This is a genomic window from uncultured Microbacterium sp. (genome assembly GCF_963521645.1).
Lineage (GTDB): Bacteria > Actinomycetota > Actinomycetes > Actinomycetales > Microbacteriaceae > Microbacterium.
Genome location: NZ_CAUQVQ010000028.1, coordinates 12,634 through 35,001 on the forward strand (window position 1 = coordinate 12,634; position 22,368 = coordinate 35,001).

The 22,368-nt window shown below is 69.3% G+C and carries 25 protein-coding genes; 19 read left to right on the forward strand and 6 right to left on the reverse strand.

The genetic code is table 11. The features are described from left to right. The 8 genes from RWO82_RS08395 (at position 1) to RWO82_RS08430 (ending at position 4,813) form a co-directional block, all read left to right on the forward strand. Positions 1 to 174, forward strand: a complete 174-nt coding sequence (locus tag RWO82_RS08395; protein WP_314425631.1) for a CsbD family protein — start codon at positions 1 to 3, stop codon at positions 172 to 174. An 89-nt stretch (positions 175 to 263) separates the two neighbouring features. After that, entirely contained in the window at positions 264 to 1,076 is an 813-nt protein-coding gene (locus RWO82_RS08400; RefSeq protein ID WP_314425633.1) for a hypothetical protein, read from the forward strand. Between the two features lie 107 nt (positions 1,077 to 1,183). Beyond that, on the forward strand, positions 1,184 to 1,474 hold the full coding sequence (locus RWO82_RS08405; protein ID WP_314425635.1) for a hypothetical protein: 291 nt from the start codon (positions 1,184 to 1,186) through the stop codon (positions 1,472 to 1,474). A 53-nt stretch (positions 1,475 to 1,527) separates the two neighbouring features. Further along, entirely contained in the window at positions 1,528 to 1,839 is a 312-nt protein-coding gene (locus tag RWO82_RS08410) for a DUF2277 domain-containing protein (RefSeq protein WP_314425638.1), read from the forward strand. Positions 1,840 to 1,936: 97 nt separating this feature from the next. Further along, a complete protein-coding gene (locus tag RWO82_RS08415) occupies positions 1,937 to 2,761 on the forward strand; it encodes a DUF4397 domain-containing protein (RefSeq protein WP_314425639.1) in 825 nt (274 codons plus the stop codon). Further along, on the forward strand, positions 2,761 to 3,444 hold the full coding sequence (locus tag RWO82_RS08420; protein ID WP_314425640.1) for a class F sortase: 684 nt from the start codon (positions 2,761 to 2,763) through the stop codon (positions 3,442 to 3,444). Before RWO82_RS08415 ends, RWO82_RS08420 begins: the two co-directional genes overlap by 1 nt. Positions 3,445 to 3,477: 33 nt before the next feature. Beyond that, positions 3,478 to 4,038, forward strand: a complete 561-nt coding sequence (locus RWO82_RS08425; RefSeq protein ID WP_314425641.1) for a sigma-70 family RNA polymerase sigma factor — start codon at positions 3,478 to 3,480, stop codon at positions 4,036 to 4,038. Then, positions 4,022 to 4,813 carry an anti-sigma factor gene (locus tag RWO82_RS08430; protein ID WP_314425642.1) on the forward strand — a complete coding sequence of 264 codons (792 nt, stop codon included), beginning with the start codon at positions 4,022 to 4,024 and terminating at the stop codon, positions 4,811 to 4,813. The genes RWO82_RS08425 and RWO82_RS08430 overlap by 17 nt, the downstream gene beginning before the upstream one ends. Before the next feature lie 28 nt (positions 4,814 to 4,841). Here RWO82_RS08430 and RWO82_RS08435 read toward each other — a convergent pair whose 3' ends face one another. Then, a complete protein-coding gene (locus RWO82_RS08435) occupies positions 4,842 to 5,462 on the reverse strand; it encodes a TetR/AcrR family transcriptional regulator (protein WP_314425644.1) in 621 nt (206 codons plus the stop codon). Between the two features lie 93 nt (positions 5,463 to 5,555). Between RWO82_RS08435 and RWO82_RS08440 the strand changes: the two genes are divergently transcribed. Continuing rightward, the gene (locus tag RWO82_RS08440; RefSeq protein WP_314425647.1) at positions 5,556 to 6,182 is read left to right on the forward strand and encodes a hypothetical protein; all 627 of its coding nucleotides are present in this window, start codon (positions 5,556 to 5,558) and stop codon (positions 6,180 to 6,182) included. A 29-nt stretch (positions 6,183 to 6,211) separates the two neighbouring features. Here the strand turns inward: RWO82_RS08440 and RWO82_RS08445 are convergent, their stop codons facing one another. After that, positions 6,212 to 6,937 (reverse strand): FadR/GntR family transcriptional regulator, encoded by a 726-nt coding sequence (locus RWO82_RS08445; RefSeq protein WP_314425649.1) that lies wholly within the window; start codon positions 6,935 to 6,937, stop codon positions 6,212 to 6,214. 127 nt (positions 6,938 to 7,064) lie between these two features. On the opposite strand from RWO82_RS08445, the gene RWO82_RS08450 reads away from it, so the two are divergent. The 9 genes from RWO82_RS08450 to RWO82_RS08490 all read left to right on the forward strand — a co-directional run bounded on the left by RWO82_RS08450 (position 7,065) and on the right by RWO82_RS08490 (position 16,871). Then, positions 7,065 to 8,663 (forward strand): ABC transporter substrate-binding protein, encoded by a 1,599-nt coding sequence (locus RWO82_RS08450; RefSeq protein WP_314425651.1) that lies wholly within the window; start codon positions 7,065 to 7,067, stop codon positions 8,661 to 8,663. Positions 8,664 to 8,739: 76 nt separating this feature from the next. After that, positions 8,740 to 9,696, forward strand: coding sequence for an ABC transporter permease (locus RWO82_RS08455; RefSeq protein ID WP_314425652.1), 957 nt, complete (start codon positions 8,740 to 8,742; stop codon positions 9,694 to 9,696). A gap of 1 nt (position 9,697) precedes the next feature. After that, the gene (locus RWO82_RS08460) at positions 9,698 to 11,752 is read left to right on the forward strand and encodes a dipeptide/oligopeptide/nickel ABC transporter permease/ATP-binding protein (protein ID WP_314425654.1); all 2,055 of its coding nucleotides are present in this window, start codon (positions 9,698 to 9,700) and stop codon (positions 11,750 to 11,752) included. Beyond that, complete coding sequence (locus tag RWO82_RS08465; RefSeq protein ID WP_314425656.1) at positions 11,749 to 12,549, forward strand: ABC transporter ATP-binding protein; 801 nt, start codon at positions 11,749 to 11,751, stop codon at positions 12,547 to 12,549. The genes RWO82_RS08460 and RWO82_RS08465 overlap by 4 nt, the downstream gene beginning before the upstream one ends. A 15-nt stretch (positions 12,550 to 12,564) precedes the next feature. Next, complete coding sequence (locus RWO82_RS08470) at positions 12,565 to 13,512, forward strand: dihydrodipicolinate synthase family protein (RefSeq protein ID WP_314425657.1); 948 nt, start codon at positions 12,565 to 12,567, stop codon at positions 13,510 to 13,512. Then, on the forward strand, positions 13,512 to 14,474 hold the full coding sequence (locus RWO82_RS08475) for an ROK family protein (protein WP_314425659.1): 963 nt from the start codon (positions 13,512 to 13,514) through the stop codon (positions 14,472 to 14,474). Before RWO82_RS08470 ends, RWO82_RS08475 begins: the two co-directional genes overlap by 1 nt. Beyond that, positions 14,471 to 15,154, forward strand: a complete 684-nt coding sequence (locus RWO82_RS08480) for an N-acetylmannosamine-6-phosphate 2-epimerase (protein WP_314425662.1) — start codon at positions 14,471 to 14,473, stop codon at positions 15,152 to 15,154. Before RWO82_RS08475 ends, RWO82_RS08480 begins: the two co-directional genes overlap by 4 nt. Next, the gene (gene nagB / locus RWO82_RS08485; RefSeq protein ID WP_314425664.1) at positions 15,154 to 15,930 is read left to right on the forward strand and encodes a glucosamine-6-phosphate deaminase; all 777 of its coding nucleotides are present in this window, start codon (positions 15,154 to 15,156) and stop codon (positions 15,928 to 15,930) included. The genes RWO82_RS08480 and nagB overlap by 1 nt, the downstream gene beginning before the upstream one ends. After that, positions 15,927 to 16,871: a DUF4862 family protein gene (locus RWO82_RS08490; protein WP_314425666.1), complete on the forward strand. Its 945-nt coding sequence runs from the start codon at positions 15,927 to 15,929 to the stop codon at positions 16,869 to 16,871. The genes nagB and RWO82_RS08490 overlap by 4 nt, the downstream gene beginning before the upstream one ends. A gap of 40 nt (positions 16,872 to 16,911) precedes the next feature. Here the strand turns inward: RWO82_RS08490 and RWO82_RS08495 are convergent, their stop codons facing one another. The 4 genes from RWO82_RS08495 to RWO82_RS08510 all read right to left on the reverse strand — a co-directional run bounded on the left by RWO82_RS08495 (position 16,912) and on the right by RWO82_RS08510 (position 21,688). After that, positions 16,912 to 17,835 (reverse strand): DUF1295 domain-containing protein, encoded by a 924-nt coding sequence (locus RWO82_RS08495; RefSeq protein WP_314425667.1) that lies wholly within the window; start codon positions 17,833 to 17,835, stop codon positions 16,912 to 16,914. 17 nt (positions 17,836 to 17,852) lie between these two features. Next, positions 17,853 to 19,682 (reverse strand): AMP-dependent synthetase/ligase, encoded by a 1,830-nt coding sequence (locus RWO82_RS08500; protein ID WP_314425670.1) that lies wholly within the window; start codon positions 19,680 to 19,682, stop codon positions 17,853 to 17,855. 136 nt (positions 19,683 to 19,818) lie between these two features. Next, complete coding sequence (locus RWO82_RS08505; protein WP_314425673.1) at positions 19,819 to 20,655, reverse strand: alpha/beta hydrolase; 837 nt, start codon at positions 20,653 to 20,655, stop codon at positions 19,819 to 19,821. A gap of 148 nt (positions 20,656 to 20,803) precedes the next feature. Continuing rightward, positions 20,804 to 21,688: an alpha/beta hydrolase gene (locus RWO82_RS08510; protein ID WP_314425675.1), complete on the reverse strand. Its 885-nt coding sequence runs from the start codon at positions 21,686 to 21,688 to the stop codon at positions 20,804 to 20,806. 91 nt (positions 21,689 to 21,779) lie between these two features. Between RWO82_RS08510 and RWO82_RS08515 the strand changes: the two genes are divergently transcribed. Next, entirely contained in the window at positions 21,780 to 22,208 is a 429-nt protein-coding gene (locus tag RWO82_RS08515; RefSeq protein WP_314425676.1) for a helix-turn-helix domain-containing protein, read from the forward strand. Positions 22,209 to 22,368 lie beyond the last annotated feature (160 nt).

Genomic DNA, 22,368 nt, shown 5'->3' on the forward strand with positions numbered 1-22,368 from the left:
ATGGGACTCGACGACAAGATCAAGAACGCCGCTCAGGACATCGCAGGCAAGGCGAAGGAAGCGATCGGCAACGCGACCGACAACGACAAGCTCGCCGCTGAGGGCAAGGCCGATCAGGTCAAGGCCGACGCCAAGAAGGCCGGCGAGAACGTCAAGGACGCGTTCGAGAAGTGAGACCCCCGGCACGGGCGGGGGGAGGTCGCCAGGCACCTCCCTCCGCCCGTCGTCGTGTGCGTCGATGATGACGTGAGACGATGCCTCAGATGGATGCCGCTGCCGAGAAAGAGCTGCGCGAGCTTCAGGCTCGTGCCTATGGCCGCGATGCCGCCGTCGCGATGGATGCTGCGGCCGCGCGCCGCCTGCGGGAACTGGAAGCCCTGCGGAACACGCCGATCGCCCCGGCGGCGCCCGCGCCTCCTGCAGACTCGCTGCCTCCCGCAGAACCCGTGGCTCCCGCAGAGTCGCTGCCTCCCGCGGAACCGGCGGTGGCTGCAGACCCGGTGTCGTCGGAAGCTGGGGATGTCGAGAGCGGGCGGCCTCGCGGGGATGCGCGCAGTATGCGCCGTCGTGCGATGTGGTGGGCGGCATCCGTCGTCGGAGCCGCTGCCGTGGCCGCGATCGTGACCTTCATCCTCTCGTCGACGTCTCCCGTGTCGGCGTCGTCGGGAGCGCCGCAGATCGACACCCTTCCGCTCGAATCGGCATCCGATCGCATCCCACAGGAGTGGTTCGGCGCGCGCGACGACACGATCGCGGCCGACTTCCTCGGGTTCACGGTCTTCACGATCCCCGGCTGGTCCGTGCAGAGCGACTCCGAGTCCGCCGACCCGAACTGCATCGCGGTCGTCGAGACCGCTCAGATCCCGCCCGTCGACGGCTTCGACCAGTACGACTGGACCTATGGCGGCGACTTCTACTCCGGATGCGGTGTCGGTGCGTTCCCGGCGACGGTCGAGGTTCCGATCAACAGCGGGGCTCCCGAGGAGATGCTCGAGCGGCATCCCTCGGCGGAGGCGCTGCAGTTCGTTCTCGACGGCGACCGCGTGGGCGTCTTCCTCGACGACGGCACGGACTGAGGCCGGACCCCGCCGTCTCTCCTGCCGCGGCGGAAGGCGGCCATGCTCATGACGGGGCGAATAGCAACCCCGTTACTCCTTGTCATCTTCGCGACTAGCCTCACGGGATGGGCACCCTCGAGTACAACAGCTCTCATCCCGCGATCGAGATCGATGACGTCACCCTCGCGCATCTCAAGATCGTGGTCGGCACCAAGCTCCGCCGACAGGAGAGCTTCATGATGACGTGGTCTCCCGACGGCCAGAGCGGGCCTGCGCGGCTGAGCGCGTGGATCCACCCGGCCATCCCTCTCGTGATCGCCTTCGACGAGGCGACGCCGGTGTCGATCGATGCCGCGCGGGTGGCGACGATGATGGAGCACCTCAACGCCCACGGCGAGCTCGTGGTGCCCCGGTGAGGTGACGGCGCGAGCCTCTTGACTCCCGCGCTCACAGTTCTAGCCTGGCAGGCATGTGCCGCAAAATCATCCCTCTGAACAACCTCGCACCTCCCGCCACCGACGACGAGTGCCACGAGGCCGCCGTGCAGTTCGTGCGAAAGATCTCGGGGACGACTGCGCCCTCGCGCGCGAACACAGAAGTGTTCGACCGCGCCGTCGCGGAGATCGAGCACTCGGTGCGTCGGCTGATCGACGGGCTCGTCACGACCGCGCCGCCGAAAGACCGCGACGAGCAGCGCGCCAAACGGCAGGCGCGATCGGCCGAGAGGTACGAGGCGATCCGGGTCTTCCAGGAGGCCAAGCGCGCCGCGCGGGCCGAGTGACGAGAAATCTTCATCCACCTGCATCCAAAACCGGGACTCCCGGAGAACAACTCCTATGAAGGGCCGCACAGGGCGGTCCGGGTACAGGAGGAAGAAGATGCGCAAGACAGTCGCCGCCGGCCTCGCCGTCGGCATGATCACCGCTCTCGGTCTGGCTCTGCCGGCCGCCGCCACCACCCAGGCGGCTCAGCTCTCCGTGCTGCACGCGATTCCCGACACCCCGGTCGACGTGTACGTGAACGGCGAGCTGACCCTCGACGACTTCGCTCCGGGAGACCTCGCAGGCCCGCTCGAGCTGCCGGCCGGTTCGTACGAGGTGGCGGTCACCGCCCCGGACGCGGCTGACGCGAGCGCTCCGATCCTCGGACCCGCGACGCTCGCCCTCGAAGCGGGCGCGAACTACACGGCCGTCGCGCACTTGACCGAGGCCGGTGAGCCCGGGCTCAACCTCTTCACGAACGACACCTCGCAGACCGCGCCCGGTCAGGGACGACTGACCGTGCGGCACACCGCTGCTGCACCGGCCGTCGACATCCTCGCCGGAGGATCGCCCGTGATCGAGAACCTCACGAACCCGAACGAGGCGAAGCTCGACCTCCCCGCGGGCACCGTGTCGGCGTCGGTGGCGCTGACGGGCACGACCGACCCGGTCATCGGGCCGGCAGACGTCGCGATCGCCGAGGGCACCAACACGATCGTGTACGCGTGGGGCAGCGCCGAAGACGGCAACCTCGCCATCGCGGCGCAGACGATCTCGGGGCTCCACTCCAACCCCGACGGAGTGCCGTCCGGCACCGCGGGCTACCTCGCCCAGCAGGACGCCTCCACGACGACCCTCATGGCGGCGGGGCTGGTCGCTCTCGCGATCTCGGCGGCCGTCGCCGCGGGCCTGGTCGTGCGTCGTCGTCAGACGGTGCGCTGATGCTGCCGGGCACGCCGCGGAAGACCGGTCTGCGCTGCGTCATGACGACGCTCGGCGCCCTGGTCACCGCGGCGTGCCTCGCGGCATGCACACCGGGAGGGGTGGGCGCGGATCTCCCTCCTTCCGCGGAGTCGCCCCCCACGACTCCCTCGCCCGCCCCTCCCTCTCCGGCCCCCGCGCCGACCCCGACGAGCGCGGTCGACGTGCGGCCCGGAACCCTTCCCACCCCGGCGGCATCCGTCGCCCCCGTGAGTCTGGGCATCCCGTCGCTCGCCATCGACATGCCGGTGACCGACGTCGGGGTCGCCGACACCGGGCAGATGGAGCTGCCGATCGACCCGGCCGTCGCCGGCTGGTACCGATACGGAGCGGATGCTGTGAGCACGAGTGGCCGGATCCTGATCGCAGCGCACGTCGACGCGGTCGATTATCCGATCGGACCCCTCGCTCGCCTGCGGGACGTGCCCGCGGGCGAGACCGTCCGTCTCACCGCGGCCGACGGCACGAGTCGCGAGTTCGTCGTGGAGTCGCTCACCTACTACGAGAAGACCGCCCTGCCGACCGACGAGCTCTTCCAGCGCGGCGGCCCCTCGGCCCTGGTGCTCGTCACCTGCGGCGGACCGTTCGACAGCCAGACGGGGCACTACCGCGATAACGTGGTCGCCGTGGCGGTTCCGCGATGAGGCGGGGCGAGCACCGTGGAGAGGAGGCTCCGGGTGGATGACACCACCGACGCCGAAGCGGCGCTCGACCGGCGCTTCGCCGCGGGCGACGAGAAGGCCCTCGCAGAGCTGTACCGACGCTGGTCGCCGGTCGTCTTCACTCTGGCGCTGCGCTCGCTCGGCGACCGCGGCGATGCGGAGGACGTCACCCAGCGCACGTTCGTCTCGGCCTGGAACTCCCGGGCGGGCTACGACTCGTCGAAGGGCCGCCTGTCGACCTGGCTGATCACGATCGCACGTCGCCGGATCGCCGACACGATCGACGCTCGGGCCAAGGTGCAGCAGCTCCAGGCCGAGGTGGAGCGGCTCACCCCTCCCGACGCCCTCGTGACGGGATCGATCGATCTGTCCGAGACCCTGCTGCTGTCGAGCGAGCTCCAACAGCTCGCTCCCGACGCGCAGGCGGTCATGCGACTGGCGTTCTACGACGACCTCACCCATGACGAGATCTCACGCAGAATGGGGATGCCCCTCGGCACTGTGAAGAGCCATATCCGCCGAAGCCTTGCCCGAATGCGCGACCGATTGGAGGTGAACCATGTCACATCTGGATGACGAGAAGATCGCTCTGATCGCGATGGGTGAACCGGCCGCTTCCGAGACCGACATGCAGCACCTCGCCGACTGCGAATCCTGTGCTGCTGAGGTCGCCGACATGTCGCGGGTCGCTCTCGTGGCGCGGTCCAGCGTCGTCGAAGGCGAGCTGGAGTCCCCGCCCGCCGACGTGTGGTCGCGCATCCACGGCGAACTCGGATTGACGGCCGCGGTCGAGGCCGACCCGGCATCCGCGCTCCCCGAACCTGCAGCCGAGCCCGACCCCGCGTCGACGCCTGCACCGGATGCGGGGGACGCCCCACGTCGTCGCCGCGAACGTGTGCGCTCCCGCCGTCGCTCGTCGGCGACCGTATGGATCCTCGCCGCATCGATGGCGCTCGTCGTCGCGGTGGGAGCCGGGGTCTGGATCGCCGGCTCGCTCACGCCGTCGTCGGCCGTGATCGCCTCGGCCGAGCTCGCTGCGTTCCCCGACCATCCCGATGCGGTCGGCCAGGCGCAGATCGACGACGACGGTGATGGGCGGCGCACGCTCTCCGTCACCCTCGAGGGCGATGAACTCGTCGACGGGGAGTATCGCGAGGTGTGGCTGATCCGCGAAGACGGGCAGGCGCTGATCAGCCTCGGCGTGCTCGACGATCGCTCCGGCACGTTCCGGGTGCCCGACGGAGTCGACCTCGACGAGTACCGGCTGGTCGACATCTCCTTCGAACCGGTCGACGGCGATCCGGCGCACTCCGGCGACTCGATCGTGCGGGGCGAGCTCGACTTCGCGTGAGCGCCGTGCCGAGCCTGACCTGAGGCGATCAGTCCGCTGCAGGTGAACTCGCCCCGGCGAACACGGCATCGACGGCCATCGTGAGCGTGTTCGTCTCCGACGCCAGGATCGACTCGTCCGACGGCAGCGCCCTCTCGAGCGCGAGCCCGGCGAGCACCGTGTTGAGGAAGCGTGCGCGGCGCTCGTCGTCGCCCGGTGGCAGCGAGCCGTCTTGACCGAGCACGGAGAGCCAGTGCTCGACCCGTCGTTGCCCCATGCGCTCGCTCGCAAGATAGGCCTCGCGCAACTCGTCCGTGAGCTCGGGCTCGATGAAGGTCTGATGGAGCAGCGTCGCGGCGCGCCTGGCCTGTTCGCCGACTCCAGAGGGCGCCAGTACCTGACGCAGGCAGGCGAGAAGCCGTTCGCGGGGTGAGAGTGCCTCGTCATGGATGGGATCGTCCGGTGCGATGACCTCGTAGACGATGCGCAGCACCTCGTCGAGCAGCGCCCGCTGTGTGGGGAAGTGGAACCGCAGCGAGCCGGTGCTCACCCCTGCGCGCGCCGCGACAGCGCGCACGCTGAGTTTCGCGCCGGGATTCTCGCCGAACATCGCCAGGGCCGAATGCAGGATGCGATCCCTGGTGTGCATGGTGCTCGGATCGACCGTCATCCCGTCATTCTCCCCCATCCGCACCAACACGGTGTGTTAGCGTGGTCGGCGTCGCTTACTAACACACCGTGTTAGTGCACCGAAAGGACACTTGTGAATCTCGTTCGAAAGCCGTTCCGGATCATCCGTGAGAATCTGCGCGTCTACCTCCTCCTCAACGCCCTCGCCTATGGCGCGTTCGCGATCGGCTTCATCATCGGGCTGCTCTTTCCCGATCTCGTCGCCGCACGCGAGCAGGCTATGCAGGACGACGGCACGGCGGCGCTCGTCACGTCGCTGATCAGCAGCCCCTGGCTCTTCGCGCTCACCATCTTGGCGGTGAACACTCTTCGCCTCGGTGCGCTCACGATCCTGCTGCCCTCGTTCGCGGTGCCGTTCCTGGGTCTCGCCACCTTCGCGATCTGGTCGGTGACGACGGGCGTGACCCTCGTTCCCGCCACGCCGGAGGGATGGGTCGCCCTGATCCCGCACTCGCTGACCCTGGTGATCGAGCTGCAGGCGTACATCCTGCTGCTGCTCGGCGCGTTTCTCCTGGGCAAGTACTGGCTGCGCCCGCAGACGATCGGGGCGAAGAACCGGCGCCAGGGGTACCTGCGCGGCATCCGGAACATCGGTTGGCTCAGTGTTCCTGCCCTCGCGCTGCTCGTGATCGGCGCGATCTATGAGGCCTTCTCGCTTCTGTACTTCGTGCACCCGCTGCAGCAGCGGGTGCTCGGCTAGCGGGGGATCGCCCCTCGCCCGCGTGAAGCTCAGGCGGGGGCGCCGCTGCCCGCCTGAGCGAGAACCCGCTGGAGCGGCCGGTAGTGCTCGATCACGGCGGCGCGATAGGCGTCGACGTCGCCGGCGCGCACGGCGGCGAGCATGTCGCCGTGAGCGACCGCGGTCTGGTGGATGTCGTCGGGCTGATCGATGTCGAGCTGCGGGAGCACCGCGGTGTGCACGTCCCAGAAGGCGCCGACGAGCTGACCGACGAGCCGGTTGCCGATCGCGTCGAACAGCTTGGTGTGGAACAGGCGGTCGGCTTCGAGGAAGTGCTCGCCTCTGCTCGCCTTGTCGACCATCTCCGCGACGAGCTCGTCGAGCTCGCCGCCCGCGTCGACCTGCGCCGCCGCGACCACGCGTTCGGCCATCGAGAGGTCGAGGGCGAGACGCACCTCGACGACCTCCCGCAGGGACTGCAGCGAGCCTTCGGGAGAGAGCACGCCGCGGAACACCAGTGCCTCGACCATCGGATCCAGTGACATCGCGCCGACGTAGGTGCCGTGGCCATGCCGTACGTCGACGATGTCGAGCGTCGACAGCGTGCGGATGGCCTCTCGGACCGACGAGCGCGACACGTCGAGCTCCTCACAGAGCTCCGTCTCGGTCGGGAGGGGGTCTCCGGGCGTCAGCCCGCGAGCGATGATGAGCTGCTTGATCTGATCCGCCGTCGTCGAGCGCCGCATCCGCGATGCCCTACTCGTGGTGGACTTCATCTGGTCTCCCTCTCGTCCCGACTGAAACGCTCCGATCATCTCACTCTTGTGATTCCATCGAACGTGTGTTTAGAGTACATCAGACATCAGATGTCCTCAAGATGTCCCCCACCACCCTGGAGCACACATGAACCGAACCGTCACCCGCCGCCGCGCGGGTCGATTCACGACACTCATCGTCGGCACCGTCGCCGCCTCCGTCGTCCTCGCCGGCTGCGCTGCCGGCGCAGCCCCCGCGCCGGGCGAGAGCGCCTCCGCCGGAGACGTCGATCCCGACGCGATCATCGAGGCGGGCATCTCGTACACGCTGAACGGCAGCTTCGACCCGATGGTCGCCTCGGGCGCTGTCACGGTCTCTGCGAACTGGCACGTCTTCGAGGGACTCGTCGACCTCGACCCGGTCACGCAGGAGGCAGCCCCGGCACTCGCCGCCGACCTCCCGACCAAGGTCGACGACACGACCTACGAGATCGATCTGCGCGAGGGGGCGACGTTCCAGAACGGCGACCCGGTCACCGCAGACGACGTCGTCTTCAGCTACGAGCGCGTGCTGAACCCCGACAACAACTCGCTGTTCCGTACCTTCATCGACTTCGTCGACACCGTGACCGCGGTCGACGAGGACACGGTGCAGATCACCACCGACTACCCGTTCTCGCTCATCGAGGAGCGTCTCGGCGTGGTCAAGATCGTCCCGAAGGCGCTCGTCGAGGCCGACCCCGAGGGCTTCGGCGCCAACCCGGTCGGCTCGGGCCCATACTCGCTCGTCTCGGCCGTGCCCGAGGACAAGCTCGTGTTCGAGCGCTACGACGACTACAACGGCCCCCACCCGGCGCTCGCCGCCGGCATGAACTGGAACCTGCTGTCCGACGCCTCGGCCCGGGTCACCGCGATGTCGACCGGCACGATCCAGGCGATGGAGGACGTGCCCTACATCGACGTCGATTCGCTGGCATCCGCCGCCGACGTCGAGAGCGTGCAGTCGTTCGGTCTGCTCTTCATGATGTTCAACACGAAGGCTGCGCCCTTCGACGACGTCCGGGTGCGCCAGGCACTGCACTACGCGCTCGACATGGACAAGATCATCGAGACCGGGATGCTGGGCAACGCCACGCCCGCCACTTCGTTCCTGCCCGAGACGTACCCGAACTACCACGAGGCGTCGACGGTCTACACCTACGACCCCGAGAAGGCCGAGGAGCTGCTGGCCGAGGCGGGCGTCGACGACCTGTCGATCACGCTGCTCACCACCGACACCGGCTGGGTGAAGGAGGTCGCGCCGCTGATCAAGGAATCGCTCGACGCGATCGGGATCGACACGACGCTCGACATCGGACAGTCGGCGTCGATGTACGAGAAGGTCGACTCCGGCGACTACACGGTCGCGATCGCCCCGGGAGACCCGTCGGTGTTCGGCGTCGACCCCGATCTGCTCATGAACTGGTGGTACGGCGAGAACGTCTGGACCCAGACGCGCACGAACTGGGCGGACTCACCCGAGTACGCCGAGCTGCGCACCCTGCTCGACGACGCCGTGCAGCAGCAGGGCGATGAGCAGCAGGCCACCTGGAACGAGGCCTACGACCTGCTCTCGGACGAAGCCGTGCTGTACCCGCTGTTCCACCGCAAGCTCCCCACCGCGTGGAGCAGCCAGGAGCTGGTCGGGTTCGCGCCCGTGCCCACCACCGGACTGTCGTTCCTCGACGTGGGCGTGGCGGCGAAGTAGCCCCGGCCCCCACGGCGGGGATGCGCGCCCGAGCGCATCCCCGCCGCACCCTCCTCGACCCTGGAAGGAGCGGCACGTGTCCCACACGCTCCGCCTCATCGGACGACGGCTGCTGCAGCTGCCGTTCATGATCCTCGGCATCACGTTCCTCGTGTTCTTCGTGATGTCGTTCTCGCCCGTCGATCCCGCCCGCACCGCGCTCGGCGAGACCGCATCACCCGAGGCGCTGCAGGCGTACCGGGAGAAGTACGGTCTCGACCTCCCTCTGCTGGTGCGCTACGTGAACTTCCTGATCGGACTCGTGCAGGGCGACCTCGGCACGTACTCGGCGCGCAGCCTGCCGGTGATCGACGAGGTCGTGCGCGCGTTCCCCGTCACGCTGGCGCTGACCTTCCTCGGCCTCGTCATCGCGGTGGTCGTCGCGTTCGCGATCGGCGTCCTCGCCGCCGTGTACCGCGACCGCTGGCCCGACCAGGTGATCCGCGTCTTCGGCGTCGCGTCGCTGTCGACGCCCTCGTTCTGGCTCGCGATCCTGCTGATCCAGCTCTTCACCCTCACCCTGGCCGTGCTCCCGGCATCCGGACCCCTTCCCGACTTCTGGACCGACCCGTCGGGATGGCTCGCGCGCATGACCCTGCCGGCCGTGGCGCTCGCCGTGCCCGTGATCGGTCAGCTGTCCCGCGTGGTGCGCACCTCGATGGTCGAGGAGCTCGATCGCGACTACGTGCGCACGGCTCTCGGTGCCGGCATCCCGCGGACCATCGTGGTCGGCCGCAACGTGCTGCGCAACGCGCTGATCACGCCCGTGACCGTGCTCGGCCTGCGGATCGGCTATCTCCTGGGCGGGGCCGTGGTGATCGAGATCATCTTCGCGATCCCCGGGATGGGCACTCTGATCCTCAACGGCGTGACCAACAACGAACCCAACCTCGTGCAGGGCGTGACTCTCGCAGTGTCACTGGCCTTCGTGGTGATCAACATCATCGTCGACCTCCTGTACGTGCTCATCAATCCCCGAATCCGGGCGGTGTGACATGCGACGCAAGCTGACTGAACGACTCTCGCTTCCGGGGCTCCGCTTCGGCGGCCTCTCCCTCGGCTCCCTGATCTGCATCGTGGTGCTGGCCGTGATCGCCCTGGCCGCGATCGCGGCGCCCCTGATCGCGCCGTTCGACCCGCTGGCCTCGGGCGCGCCCGTGCAGCCGCCGAGCGCCGAGCACTGGTTCGGAACCGACCGCCAGGGCCGCGACATCTTCTCCCGACTGGTCTACGGCGCCAGGTACTCGCTCGTGATCGGACTCGGCGCGACCCTGGTCGCCCTGGCCGCCGCCTGCGTGCTGGGCACGATCGCCGCGACGGCACCCCGCTGGATCTCCGAGATCCTGATGCGCATCATGGACGTCGTGATGTCCTTCCCGGGCATCGCGCTCGCCGCGGTCTTCGTGGCGGTGTTCGGCAAGTCGCTGCCGGTGCTCGTGCTGACGATCGCTTTCCTCTACGTGCCGCAGCTCACCCGCATCGTCCGCGCGAACATCCTCGACCAGTACGGCGAGGACTACGTCTCGGCCGTGCGGGTCATGGGTGCGGGCACCGCGCGGATCATCGCGAAGCACGTCGCCCGCAACGCCATGGCCCCCGTGCTCGTCTTCGCGACCGTGCTCGTCGCCGATGCGATCGTGTTCGAGGCGTCGCTGTCGTTCCTGCAGGCGGGCGTGCCCGATCCCGAGCCGTCCTGGGGCAACGTGATCGCCGCGGGCCGCAACCTGCTGATGAGCGGCGCCTGGTGGGCGACGTTCTTCCCCGGCATCCTCATCATGCTGACGGTGCTGTGCCTGAACATCCTCTCCGAGGGGATGACGGATGCGCTGGTGTCGCCGCGCGCCCGCAAGGTCACCGCGGACGCGGCGAACACCGAGGAGTCGACGCACGAGCTCGAGGAGGCGGCCGCCGGCCCCGACGACACGAACGTGATCGTCACGGTCGACACCTCGGTCAACCTCTCCGTGCCGAGCGGTGTGCCCGACACGCTCGTGCCGGTCGCGCCCGTGGTGCCCCTCGCCGAGCGGCTCGCGGATCTGCGCCGCCGCGAGCTCGCCCGCACCGATCGCCTCGTGTACTCGGGCGACGAGACGCCGCTGCTCGACGTGCAGGACCTCTGCATCTCGTTCCCGCGCCACGGTGACGTCGACGTCGTCGACCACGTGAGCTTCACGGTGCGCCCCGGCGAGACCATGGCGCTGGTGGGCGAATCGGGCTGCGGCAAGTCGATCACCTCGCTCGCCATCATGGGCCTGCTCGACACGAAGGCCGATGTGCGCGGGCGCATCCTCTTCGACGGCCGGGATCTGCTGCAGATGACCCCGAAGCAGCGCAACGCGCTGCGCGGACACGACATCGCGATGATCTATCAGGATGCGCTGAGCTCGCTGAACCCGGCGATGCTCATCCGCTCGCAGATGAAGCAGCTGACATCGAGGGGCGGCACGCGCACGGCCGAGGAACTGCTCGAGCTGGTCGGGCTCGACCCCGCGCGCACTCTCGCCTCCTATCCGCACGAGCTCTCAGGCGGGCAGCGGCAGCGTGTGCTGATCGCCATGGCGCTCACCCGTGACCCGCGCCTCGTGATCGCCGACGAGCCGACCACCGCTCTCGACGTGACGGTGCAGGCGCAGGTCGTCGAGCTGCTGATGCGGTTGCAGCGCGAGCTGGGCTTCGCGCTCGTCTTCGTCTCGCACGACCTCGCACTGGTCGCGGAACTCACCCACCGCATCACGGTCATGTATGCCGGGCAGGTGGTCGAGCAGGGCACGACCCGCGAGATCCTGACCCAGCCGGTGCACGAGTACACGCAGGGTCTTCTCGGAGCAGTGCTGTCGATCGAGGCGGGCTCCGACAGGCTCCACCAGGTGGCCGGGGTCGTGCCGTCGCCGCGCGATTTCCCTGCCGGCGATCGGTTCGCCCCGCGCTCGTCCGACCCGAGCCGCTACGCCGGGGTCGCCCCCGTGCGTCGTCGCATCGAGGGGACCGAGCACTACTACGCGGCGCATCCCGATGATGCGCCCATCGACGCGATCGGAGCAGGACGATGAGCGACACCGTCATCGAGCTGGAAGACGTGCACGTGCGCTACCGGACCCGCGCATCGTCGCTGTTCCGGCCGAAGTACATCGATGCGCTGGCGGGCGTCTCGCTCACCGTGAAGCGGGGGCAGACGCTGGGCATCGTGGGCGAGTCGGGTTCGGGCAAGTCGACCTCGGCCAAGGTGCTCGTGGGACTCGAGAAGCCGACCGGCGGCCGGGTCGTGTTCGACGGCGAGACCGTGACGTCGTTCACTCCCGCGGTGCGCAAGAGGCTCGGACGCATCCTCTCGGTGGTCTTCCAGGACCCCGCGACGGCCTTGAACGCCCGCATGACCGTGCGCGACGCGCTGCTGGATCCGCTGCAGGTGCACCGGCTCGGCACGCCCGCGACCCGCGCGCGCAAGGTGCGCGACCTCGTCGGTCTCGTGGGTCTCCCCGCCTCCGCGCTCGAAGCCCTGCCCAGCCAGCTCTCGGGCGGGCAGCGTCAGCGCGTCGCGATCGCCAGGGCGCTGGTGCTCGATCCGCAGGTGATCGTCGCCGACGAACCCACCTCCGCGCTCGACGTCTCGGTGCGGGCGCAGATCCTCAACCTGCTCACCGACCTGAAGGAGCAGCTCGGCCTCGGCATGGTCTTCATCTCGCACGACATCCAGACCGTCCGCTACCTCTCCGACGAGATCGCCGTGATGAACCGGGGGAGGGTCGTCGAGTTCGGCGACTCCGCCCGCGTGTTCGAGGCACCCTCCGACGACTACACCAGAACCCTGCTGGGCGCTGCGCCCTCGCTGCTCGAACCGACCAACTGAAACGACCGGAACACCATGACTGCTGCATCCTCCTCCGTCACCTTCACCGGTGTCATCCCGCCCGTCGCCACGCCGCTGCTGCCCGACGGCTCGATCGACCACGTCTCGCTCGAACGTCTCGTCGAGCGCCTGATCGCCGAGGGCGTCTCGGGGCTCTTCGCGCTCGGCTCCACGGGTGAGACCGCCTACTTCACCGACGATCAGCGCGTCGAGCTGCTCGCCACGATCGTGAGGGTGAACGCGGGTCGGGTGCCGATCATCGCCGGCGCGATCGAGCTCACCGCCCCCCGCATCATCGAGACAGCGCGGCGTCTGGTCGCGGCAGGCGCGCAGGCGATCGTCACGACGGCCCCGCTGTACACGCTGAACTCGGCCGCCGAGGTCGCCGACCACTTCCGAGCGATCGCCGCCGCGATCGACGTGCCGCTGTGGGCCTACGACGTGCCCGTGCGCGTGCACTCCAAGCTCGGCATCGATCTGCTCGTGCGGCTCGGCGCCGAGGGAGTCATCCACGGGGTCAAGGACTCCTCGGGCGACGACGTCTCGTTCCGCCGACTGATCGCCGCGAACGACGCCGCCGGACGTCCGCTGCAGCTGCTCACCGGACACGAGGTCGTCGTCGACGCCATGGCTCTCGCGGGTGCCGACGGCGTGGTGCCCGGCTTCGCGAACGTCGAGGCCGCGGGCTACGTCCGGCTGTGGGATGCCGCACAGCGCGGCGACTGGACCGAGGCGCGCACCGAGCAGGAGCGCATCAACCGCGCGTTCGACATCGTCTTCGAGCCGCAGGGACTCTCGGGTGATGCGACGGGCGTCGGTGCGTTCAAGGCGGCCATGCACGCCCGCGGCATCATCGACCACGCGACGATGGCCGACACCGTGCAGTCGCTCGATGCCGACACCGTCACGCGCATCCGCCGCATCCTCTCCGAGCAGGGGATGCTGCCGGTCGTCGTCTCCTGATGGCGGGTCCTGTCGTGTCGGCTCCGTCGAGCGAACTCGTGCTCGCCGTCGACATCGGCGGCACCAAGACGTCGGCAGCCCTCGCCGACCGCGACGATGTGCTGCTGCGCACCGAGACGGCGCCCACGCGAGCAGCGGAGGGTCCGGCGGCGGTCGTGTCGACCGTCGTGGGTCTGGCGCGGAGGCTTCTCGACGGTTCGCCCGCGCGTCTGTCGGGCGTCGGGATCGGCGCGGCGGGTGTCGTGAACGCGGTGACCGGCACGATCGTCTCGGCCACCGACACGTTCGCCGACTGGCCGGGCACTCCCGTCGCCCGGCTCGTGCGCGAAGCACTGGGCGAGCTGCTGTCACCCGGCGCCCCGGTCGTCGTGCAGAACGACGTCGACGCGCACGCCGAGGGAGAGCATCGGCATGGAGCGGCGGCGGGCGCTGACAGCGTGCTCGTCGTCGCCGTGGGAACCGGTGTCGGCGCCGGGCTCATCCTCGACGGCAGGGCCGTGCGCGGAGCGCACCACGTGGCGGGTGAGATCGCCCACCTGCCGACCCCGGGTGCCGAGCATCTGCGCTGCCCCTGCGGGCGCACGGGGCACCTCGAAGCCATCGGCTCCGGCATCGGTCTGCATGCGCACTTCCGGTGGCTCGGGGGAGACCCGCTCATCGTCGACGCCCGCGGCGTCGCGGCCGCGGCGGCCCACGGCGACCCGATCGCGAGGCGCGCCCTCGGGGACTCGGCCGCAGCAGTCGGGCGCGCGCTCGCCGGAGCCGCCACGATCTTCGACCCTGAACGCATCGTGATCACCGGTGGAGTGCCCAAGATCGGCGACGCCTGGTGGCTGCCGATGCGGCGCGCCTTCGCCGCCGACGCCATCGACGCACTGCAGCCCACTCCCATCCTGCCGGGCGTGCTCGGCGACGACGCGCCCCTGCGGGGCGCCGCAGCATCCGCCTGGAGGGCGCTATGAGATCCACCGACATCCTCGACGAGCTGCGCAGAGGACTGGTCGTCTCGTGCCAGGCCTACCCCGGCGAGGCGATGCGCGACCCCCGCACCATGGCGCAGGTCGCGCAGGCGGCGGTCGTGGGCGGAGCCGCCGGCATCCGAGTGCAGGGCCTCGACGACATCAGAGCCGTCGCCGCGATGAGCGTGCCGGTGATCGGGCTGTGGAAGGACGGCGACTCCGACGTCTTCATCACCCCGACGCTCGATCATGCGAAGGCCGTCGCCGATGCGGGAGCAGACGTCGTCGCGATCGACGGCACCCGCAGGCCGAGGCCCGACGGACGCAGTCTCGCCGAGACGATCGCGGCGCTCCGCGAGCACACAAACGCGCTGATCATGGCCGACTGCGGCTCGCTCGACGATGCGCTCGCGGCCGAGGCCGCCGGCGCCGACATCCTCGGCACGACGCTCGCGGGCTATACGTCGGAGCGCCCGAAGACCGAGGGTCCGGATGTCGAACTGATCGCCGAGCTCGCTGCGCGCTGCGCCACGCCGGTCATGGCGGAGGGCCGCATCCACTCGCCCGCCCAGGCCGCACAGGCCGCGGCGGCAGGAGCATTCGCGGTGTGCGTCGGCACCGCGATCACTCACCCGACGACCATCACCTCGTGGTTCGTCTCCGCACTCACCGAGGGGAACTGATGGACGTTGTCATCGCACCCGCAGACGAGATCGGCGAGATCGTCGCCGACGACATCGCCGCACTGATCGCGGACAGGCCGGATGCCGTGCTCGGCCTCGCCACCGGATCGAGCCCGTTGCGCATCTACGACGCGGTCGCCCGGCGCGTCGCCGACGGGCGGCTCTCCCTCGCCCACGCGCGAGGCTTCATGCTCGACGAGTACGTCGGGCTGCCGGTGGGGCATCCGTGCCGGTACAGCACGGTGATCGACCAGGACTTCGTCTCACGTGTCGATCTCGCCCCCGATGCGGTGCGAGGGCCCGACGGCGACGCCGCCGACCTCGGCGCGGCGTGCGACGCATACGAGCAGGCGATCCGTGAGGCGGGCGGCGTCGACCTGCAGATCCTGGGCATAGGCACCGACGGGCACATCGCGTTCAACGAGCCGGGCTCGTCGCTCGCGTCGCGCACCCGTGTGAAGACGCTCACGGAGCAGACCCGCCACGACAACGCCCGCTTCTTCGGCGACGACGTCGATGCGGTGCCGCACCACTGCCTCACGCAGGGGCTCGGCACCATCATGGACGCGCGCCGCATCGTGCTCGTCGCGACCGGCACCTCGAAGGCCGAGGCCGTGTCGCACCTGGTCGAGGGGGCGGTCTCCGCACGGTGGCCGGCCACCGTGCTCCAGCACCACCGACGCGTCACCGTGTTCGTCGACGAGGACGCCGCCGCGCAGCTCGAGCTCGTCGACTACTACCGCCATGTGCGCGCACACCGCCATCTGGTGTCATGACCGGGCCGCTCGCACCCGTGCTGGTCAGCTCGTACGCGGCGTCTCCCGCCCACCAGACCTGGGATCCCGGTCTCGAGGGCGAGCTGCTGCCGGCGCTCTGCGCACTTCCGGGGGTCGCGGGACTCGAGGTGCCGTGGATCGGCGGCATCCACCCGCACGACCCCGACTGGTTCCTGCGTCACGTGCCGGCCGGTGCCGAGCTCGCGGTGACGCCGCTGCCATGGGTCATGAAGAGGTGCGCAGCCGATACCCGCTACGGCATCGCCTCCCCGGATGACGACGGCCGTCGCGCCGCCGTCGCCGACCTGCGCGCCGTGGCCGACGACGTGCGGCGGATCGGAGCCGCGAGCGGGGCAGCCGTGACCGTCGTGGCTCTGCACACCGCGCCTCAGGGCAAGGCAGCCCCCGCACCCCTCGCCGACTCCCTGGCCGAGATCTCGCAGTGGGACTGGTCAGGAGCGCGGCTGGTCGTCGAACACTGCGACGCCGCGGTGCCCGGTCACCCGTGGGAGAAGGGGTTCCTGTCACTCGAGGAGGAGATCGACGCGATCCTGTCGGCCGACGCCGCCTTCGCGCTGTGGCTGAACTGGGGGCGGTCGGCGATCGAGACCCGAGACGCCGACGCCGTCACCGAGCAGATCGCCCTCGCCGCGGCGACCGGGCGGCTCGCCGGACTCACGTTCTCAGGATCCGCCGCAATCGACGGACCCTACGGCGCGGCCTGGACCGACGGACACCTGCCGCTCGCGGCGGCGGATCCCGGTTCGGGCTCTCTGCTGGACGGCACTCTTGTCGCCGCCGCGCTCGCCGCGGCCGGCGGCGTCGAGCGGCTCGGGCTGAAGGTGAGCAGACGCCCGGGAGACGCGACCGCGGATGCCGTCGTCCGGACGGTCGCGGACAACCTCGAAGCGGTGCGAGCGGCGTCGGGCGCGGGTCACTGACTCCCCGGAGATCTCCACAGATGTGGCCGCGAAGCGACTGTCAGGCCGCCGTCTCCCGCAGCGCGGGTCGGGTGAGACGCGGGATCAACGCGGGCGTGGACTCGCGGTACTCGACGTAGTCGGCGCGGTCGCCCCACTTCTTCTCGGCGCGAGCCTCGAGCAGGGGGATGCCGCTGACGCGTGTGAGCAGCAGGATCACGAACAGCGGCGACAGGATCGCGACCCACTGCCATCCGGCGAGCACCGGGGCGGCGGTGATGAAGACCCCGACCCAGATCACGATCTCGCCGAAGTAGTTGGGGTGACGCGAGCGCGACCACAGCCCGGTGCGGATGAACTCGTCCTTGTTGCGCGGATCGGCGCGGAACGCCGACTTCTGCGCGTCCGCGACGATCTCGATGACCATGCCGAGGGCCCAGACGACGATCCCCACGACGGTCAGCCAGCCGATGGGTGCGCGCGCAGCGGCATCCGTGCTGATCGCGATCCACGCGGCGGCTGCCGTGATCGACACCCACGCGCCCTGGATCACCCACACCTGCAGGAAGCGCACCGGAGAGCCCTTGATCTCGTCGAATCGGCCGTCGGATCCGGCCCTGTGCACGCGCATCGCCAGGAACGAGCCGAGGCGAGCGGCCCACAGGACCACCATCGCGGCGAGGATCCAGCTGCGTGCGTCGGGCAGGGGCGTCAGCAGCACGAGCGCGACGGAGATCGCCAGGAACGTGAGGCTGCCGGTGAGGTCGAAGAACCGCTCGGTGCGCAGGATCATCGCGGGGATGAAGGCGAGGATCTGGATCGCGAACGCCGCGGCGACCGCGAGGGCGAACAGCGGGATGCCGCCGAGAACCGCGCCGCCCTGGCTGCCGGCGAGCGCGACGAGGGCTCCGATGACGAGGGCGACGACGATCGCGATGAGGGAGGAGCGCGAGGATCTCGGCTTCGTGGGGGTGGGGGAGGACATCGTGTTCTTTCCGGTTCTCAGAGGTACAGGGCTTCGACGGCGACGGCGGCGCGATCGAGCACGACGCTCCGCTTGAGCTTCATGGTGGGCGTGACGAGGGCGCGGTCTTCGAGGTCGGCGAACACGATGCTGAAGCGTCGCACCTGCTCGCTGCGGGAGACGAGCGCGTTGGCGGCATCCACCGTGCGCTGCAGGTGCGCGTGCAGCGTCGGTTCCGTCACGGCGCGAAGGTCGCTCTCGCCCGACGGGGGGATGCGGATGCCCTCTGCCGCCGCCCACGCCGTGGTCTGTTCGGGGTCGAGCACGAGCAGCGCCGAGACGTAGGGCTTGCCCTCGCCCACCATCACGGCGTGCGACACCAGCGGGTCCGCCTCGACAGCGCCCTCCCAGCGGGTCGGCACGATCGTCTTGCCGTTGGACGTGACGATCACGTCTTTCAGCCGGCCCTCGAGCACCAACCGCCCGCGCTCGTCGAGCCGCCCGAGGTCGCCGGTGCGGAAGAAGCCGTCGACGAAGGCGCTCTCGTCGTGGGCGAGAGTGCGATAGCCGTCGAACACGCCGACGCCGCGCGCGAGCACCTCCCCGTCCTCGCTGATGCGCACGGTGAGTCCGGGCAGCGGCGGACCCACGGTTCCCGAGGCGATGCGACCGGGGAGGTTGCCGGTCAACGGCGCCGTCGTCTCGGTCAGTCCGTAGCCCTCGATGACGGGCACGCCGATTCCGCGGAAGAAGAGCGAGAGATCGGCATCCAGTGCCGCTCCGCCCGAGAGGATGTAGCCGACGCGACCGCCCATCACCGTGCGCAGGCGCCTGAAGAAGAGAGCGTCGAAGAAACGATGACGCAGGAGCAGGCCGAGGTCCCGCGCGGGCGCGCGCCCCGCATCGAGCAGCTCCTCTCGGTGGCCCCACGCGATCGCGGTCGACCGGGCCGTGGCCCACACGGCCGAGAGCTTCTTCTCGGCGGCCTTGTCGGCGGCGGCCGCCTGGATCTTCTGCAGCACCCGCGGCACCACCACCAGGAAGGTCGGGCGCAGGGTGTCGAGCGTGGCGACGACCCTCGTCGGATCGGAGAGGTGCGCGATGCGCATGCCGCTGGCGAGGCAGATCAGCTGCAGGCCGCGGGCGAGCACGTGCGCGAGCGGCAGGAAGATGACGGTGTTGCCGGCGTCGTTGACGATCTCGCGATAGGCCGCGGCGATGTTGAGCACCTGTCCGAGGAAGTTCCGGTGCGTGAGCACGACCCCCTTCGGCTCGCCCGTGGTGCCCGAGGTGTAGACGATCGTGGCAGGGTCGTCCTGCGACGCCGTCGTCCTGCGCGCCTCGAGCTCCTCGTCGGTGACGTCGATGCCGAGCGAGACCAGGTCGGAGAGGGTGCCGGTCGCGGCGGCCTCCATGGTCCACGCGCCGAAGGTCTCGTCATCCGTCTGCGCGAGTGAAGCCTCGAGCAGCGCGACGTGTGCCGCGGTGCCGCCGATCGCCAGACGCACTCCGGCATCCGAGACGATCGCGTCGACCTGAGACGGCGATGAGGTCTCGTAGATCGGCACGACCACGGCCCCCGCGAACCAGGCGGCGAGGTCGGCGACGGCCCACTCATACCGAGTCGGCGCCATGATCGCGATGGGGTCGCCCGGCATGATGCCCGACGCGATGAATCCCTTGCCGAGAGCGCGGACCCGGTCGGAGAACTCGCGCGTCGTGATCGGGCGCCAGGATGCTCCGGCATCGACTCCCTCGACCTCGAACGCGACGTGGTCGGGAGCTGCCGTGACACGCGCCACCAGCAGGTCGGTGACGTTGCGATACCCGTCGAGGTCGGCGAGCGGCGGGGTCGACGATTCGATCATCGGAGCTCCTTCCGGGCGCGCGAGAACGAACCCATCTGCACCTGTTCGGAGCCGACGACGGATCGGATGGGTCTCGCAGAACGGCCCGCTCGACAGTGTCGAGCGGGCCGCTTCCTGACGGTGTCAGGGTCAGGTGCTACTTCTGGATGAAGGCGAGGATGTCGGGGTTGATGACATCCGCGTGGGTGGTCAGCATGCCGTGCGGGAAGCCCTCGTAGATCTTGAGCTCGGAGTTCGGGAGGAGTTCATGCTGCTTGAGCGCGGCGTCCTTATAGGGGACGACCTGGTCGTCGTCGCCCTGGAGGACAAGCACCGGCACCGTGATGGCCTTCAGGTCTTCGGTCTGGTCGGTCTCGGAGAACGCCTTGATGCCCTCATAGTGGGCGAGAGCGCTGCCGGTCATGCCCTGACGCCACCAGTTGGCGACGACGGGCTCGGAGAGCTCGACGCCTTCGCGGTTGAAGCCGTAGAACGGACCCGAGGCGACGGCCTGGAAGAACTCGGCGCGGTTGGCGGCGAGAGCCTCGCGGAATCCGTCGAAGACGGAGATCGGGGTGCCTTCGGGGTTCGCATCGGTCTGCACCATGAGCGGCGGCACGGCGGAGACGAGGACCGCCTTCGCGACACGGCCCTGAGGCTCGCCGTACTTCGCGACGTAGCGGGCGACCTGGCCGCCTCCGGTCGAGTGTCCGATGTGGACCGCGTTCTGCAGATCCAGGTGTTCGACGACGGCGCTCGCGTCGCTGGCGTAGTGGTCCATGTCGTGGCCGACGCTGGTCTGCGACGAGCGGCCGTGGCCGCGGCGGTCGCTGGCGATGACGCGGAAGCCCTTGCCGAGGAAATAGAGCATCTGGGCGTCCCAGTCGTCGGACGACAGGGGCCAGCCGTGGTGGAACATGATGGGCTGCGCGTCGCGGGGACCCCAGTCCTTGAAGTAGATGTCGGTTCCGTCATCCGTGGTCACAAAAGCCATGAGCACCTCCGGGGTGTGGTGAGCCGGACGATGCCGACTTCAGTTCGGTGTCTCCGCGCGGCTCGGCGGATGTTCTTCACGCTAGCCACGCTCGACGGATCGCACATTCGACGTTTGTCGAAACCCGATGAACGGCACGGCCGTCGCGTCAGTCCTGGGTGGCGAGGAACGAGTCGATCGCCTCAGCGAGCCGGTCGGGTGCTTCGAGCGCGACGTAGTGTCCGACCCCGTCGAGGAGCAGTCCGTCGATCGGCGCCTCGACGATCTGTGTCACGGTGTCCTCGGTGAAACGTCCGCCGAATCCGCCTATCGCGAGAGTGGGCAGGGTGAGCTTGTTCCGGGCGCGGTCCTGAAAGTCGGTGCCCTCGGCGAGCATCGACTGGTAGAGCCCGACGGCGCCCTTCCAGCCGCCCTTCCGCGAGTACGTTCGCGCGAACTCCTCGATGTCTGCCGGGGTGATGGCGTCGGGGGCTGCGGACATGGCGGGGAAGGCCCACGTTCCCAACACTTCTCTCTCGCGACCCGTGAGGAGCATCTCGGCGACACCGGGTGCAGCGAGGACGCCGATGTGCCACGAACCACCGTGGGTGATGTCGCCGAAACCCTCCAGGCCGAAGCCGGCGAGCCCCATCTCGGTTGCGATGAGACTGCGTGCGTCTTCGGGGTGCTCGGTGATCAGGCGGTAGACGGAACCGCCAGCGATGTCCTGGGCGGCGATGTGGACCGGGCCGACGCCCAACTCGGTGATGAGGGCGTGCAGGTCTGCGGCGGCATCGGCACTCGTGAAGCGATCTGGGGCTACTGCTGAATCGCCGAAGCCTCGCAGGTCGACAGCGAACACGCGATGCCGAGCCGCGAGCAGCGGGATCAGGCGGTGGAACGCCCACCAGGACTCGGGGAAACCGTGCACCAAGAGAATCGGAGAGCCGGTCGAGCCCGCCGAGACGTAGTGCAGGGTCGTGCCGTTGACATCGGCGAGATGGTGTCGGACCTCGGGGATGGTCGCCCCGGGGGCAACTATGGCGCTGTGCATGGTGATCTCCTTCAGATTGTCAACCTAGTTGTCTATTGGAACGTAAGGCAACCTGGTTGTCAATGCTTCGGTCCGACACTAGATTCGAGACATGGACATCAGCGGTACTCAGTTTGCGCAGCTCCTGATGGGCGCGTTCGAGACGATGGTGGACGAGGTGCGCGCAAGTCTGGAGAGCGCGGGCCACCCCGGGTTGACCGTGGTCAATGAGCTGGCGATGCAGGCCATCGACGCAGGGGCGTCGAGTGCGGCGCACCTCGCCCGCGAGACCGGCGTGAGTCGTCAAGCTGCAGCGAAGACGATCAGCGTCCTGGAGTCCTTGGGATATGTGACCCGTGAGGCCGACCCGGCCGACGCCAGGAAGAAGGCTCTGCAGGTCACCGTGGAGGGTCGCAGCGCAATCGGGATCGGAGCCGCCGCGTTCGAGCGCATCTTCCGGCGGTGGGAGGAAGAAGACCGCCCGGCGGCGCGCGTGACCATCGCGGCCCTTCAGCGGATCACCGCGAGCGATCGGCCCTGATCTCCCAGCATCCGGAGACTTCGGCCGAGCGTGCTCGAACGGAAGGTCGACGGCAGCGATTCGTGCTCGAACGTTCGCGAGGATCGTCCGGAACAGCTGCGGATGTCACGTGTGGAGGGGCTGACGGGAATCGAACCCGCGCTGTCTGCTTGGGAAGCAG

Coding starts and splice junctions, on each gene's coding strand:
- RWO82_RS08420 (WP_314425640.1), top strand. CDS start 2,761: ATGCTGCCGGGCACGCCGCGGAAGACCGGTCTGCGCTGCGTCATGACG.
- RWO82_RS08475 (WP_314425659.1), top strand. CDS start 13,512: ATGGCGGGTCCTGTCGTGTCGGCTCCGTCGAGCGAACTCGTGCTCGCC.
- RWO82_RS08430 (WP_314425642.1), top strand. CDS start 4,022: ATGTCACATCTGGATGACGAGAAGATCGCTCTGATCGCGATGGGTGAA.
- RWO82_RS08490 (WP_314425666.1), top strand. CDS start 15,927: ATGACCGGGCCGCTCGCACCCGTGCTGGTCAGCTCGTACGCGGCGTCT.
- RWO82_RS08410 (WP_314425638.1), top strand. CDS start 1,528: ATGTGCCGCAAAATCATCCCTCTGAACAACCTCGCACCTCCCGCCACC.
- RWO82_RS08395 (WP_314425631.1), top strand. CDS start 1: ATGGGACTCGACGACAAGATCAAGAACGCCGCTCAGGACATCGCAGGC.
- RWO82_RS08495 (WP_314425667.1), bottom strand. CDS start 17,835: ATGTCCTCCCCCACCCCCACGAAGCCGAGATCCTCGCGCTCCTCCCTC.
- nagB (WP_314425664.1), top strand. CDS start 15,154: ATGGACGTTGTCATCGCACCCGCAGACGAGATCGGCGAGATCGTCGCC.
- RWO82_RS08435 (WP_314425644.1), bottom strand. CDS start 5,462: ATGACGGTCGATCCGAGCACCATGCACACCAGGGATCGCATCCTGCAT.
- RWO82_RS08515 (WP_314425676.1), top strand. CDS start 21,780: ATGGACATCAGCGGTACTCAGTTTGCGCAGCTCCTGATGGGCGCGTTC.
- RWO82_RS08505 (WP_314425673.1), bottom strand. CDS start 20,655: ATGGCTTTTGTGACCACGGATGACGGAACCGACATCTACTTCAAGGAC.
- RWO82_RS08405 (WP_314425635.1), top strand. CDS start 1,184: ATGGGCACCCTCGAGTACAACAGCTCTCATCCCGCGATCGAGATCGAT.
- RWO82_RS08480 (WP_314425662.1), top strand. CDS start 14,471: ATGAGATCCACCGACATCCTCGACGAGCTGCGCAGAGGACTGGTCGTC.
- RWO82_RS08465 (WP_314425656.1), top strand. CDS start 11,749: ATGAGCGACACCGTCATCGAGCTGGAAGACGTGCACGTGCGCTACCGG.
- RWO82_RS08500 (WP_314425670.1), bottom strand. CDS start 19,682: ATGATCGAATCGTCGACCCCGCCGCTCGCCGACCTCGACGGGTATCGC.
- RWO82_RS08450 (WP_314425651.1), top strand. CDS start 7,065: ATGAACCGAACCGTCACCCGCCGCCGCGCGGGTCGATTCACGACACTC.
- RWO82_RS08510 (WP_314425675.1), bottom strand. CDS start 21,688: ATGCACAGCGCCATAGTTGCCCCCGGGGCGACCATCCCCGAGGTCCGA.
- RWO82_RS08415 (WP_314425639.1), top strand. CDS start 1,937: ATGCGCAAGACAGTCGCCGCCGGCCTCGCCGTCGGCATGATCACCGCT.
- RWO82_RS08470 (WP_314425657.1), top strand. CDS start 12,565: ATGACTGCTGCATCCTCCTCCGTCACCTTCACCGGTGTCATCCCGCCC.
- RWO82_RS08400 (WP_314425633.1), top strand. CDS start 264: ATGGATGCCGCTGCCGAGAAAGAGCTGCGCGAGCTTCAGGCTCGTGCC.
- RWO82_RS08445 (WP_314425649.1), bottom strand. CDS start 6,937: ATGAAGTCCACCACGAGTAGGGCATCGCGGATGCGGCGCTCGACGACG.
- RWO82_RS08460 (WP_314425654.1), top strand. CDS start 9,698: ATGCGACGCAAGCTGACTGAACGACTCTCGCTTCCGGGGCTCCGCTTC.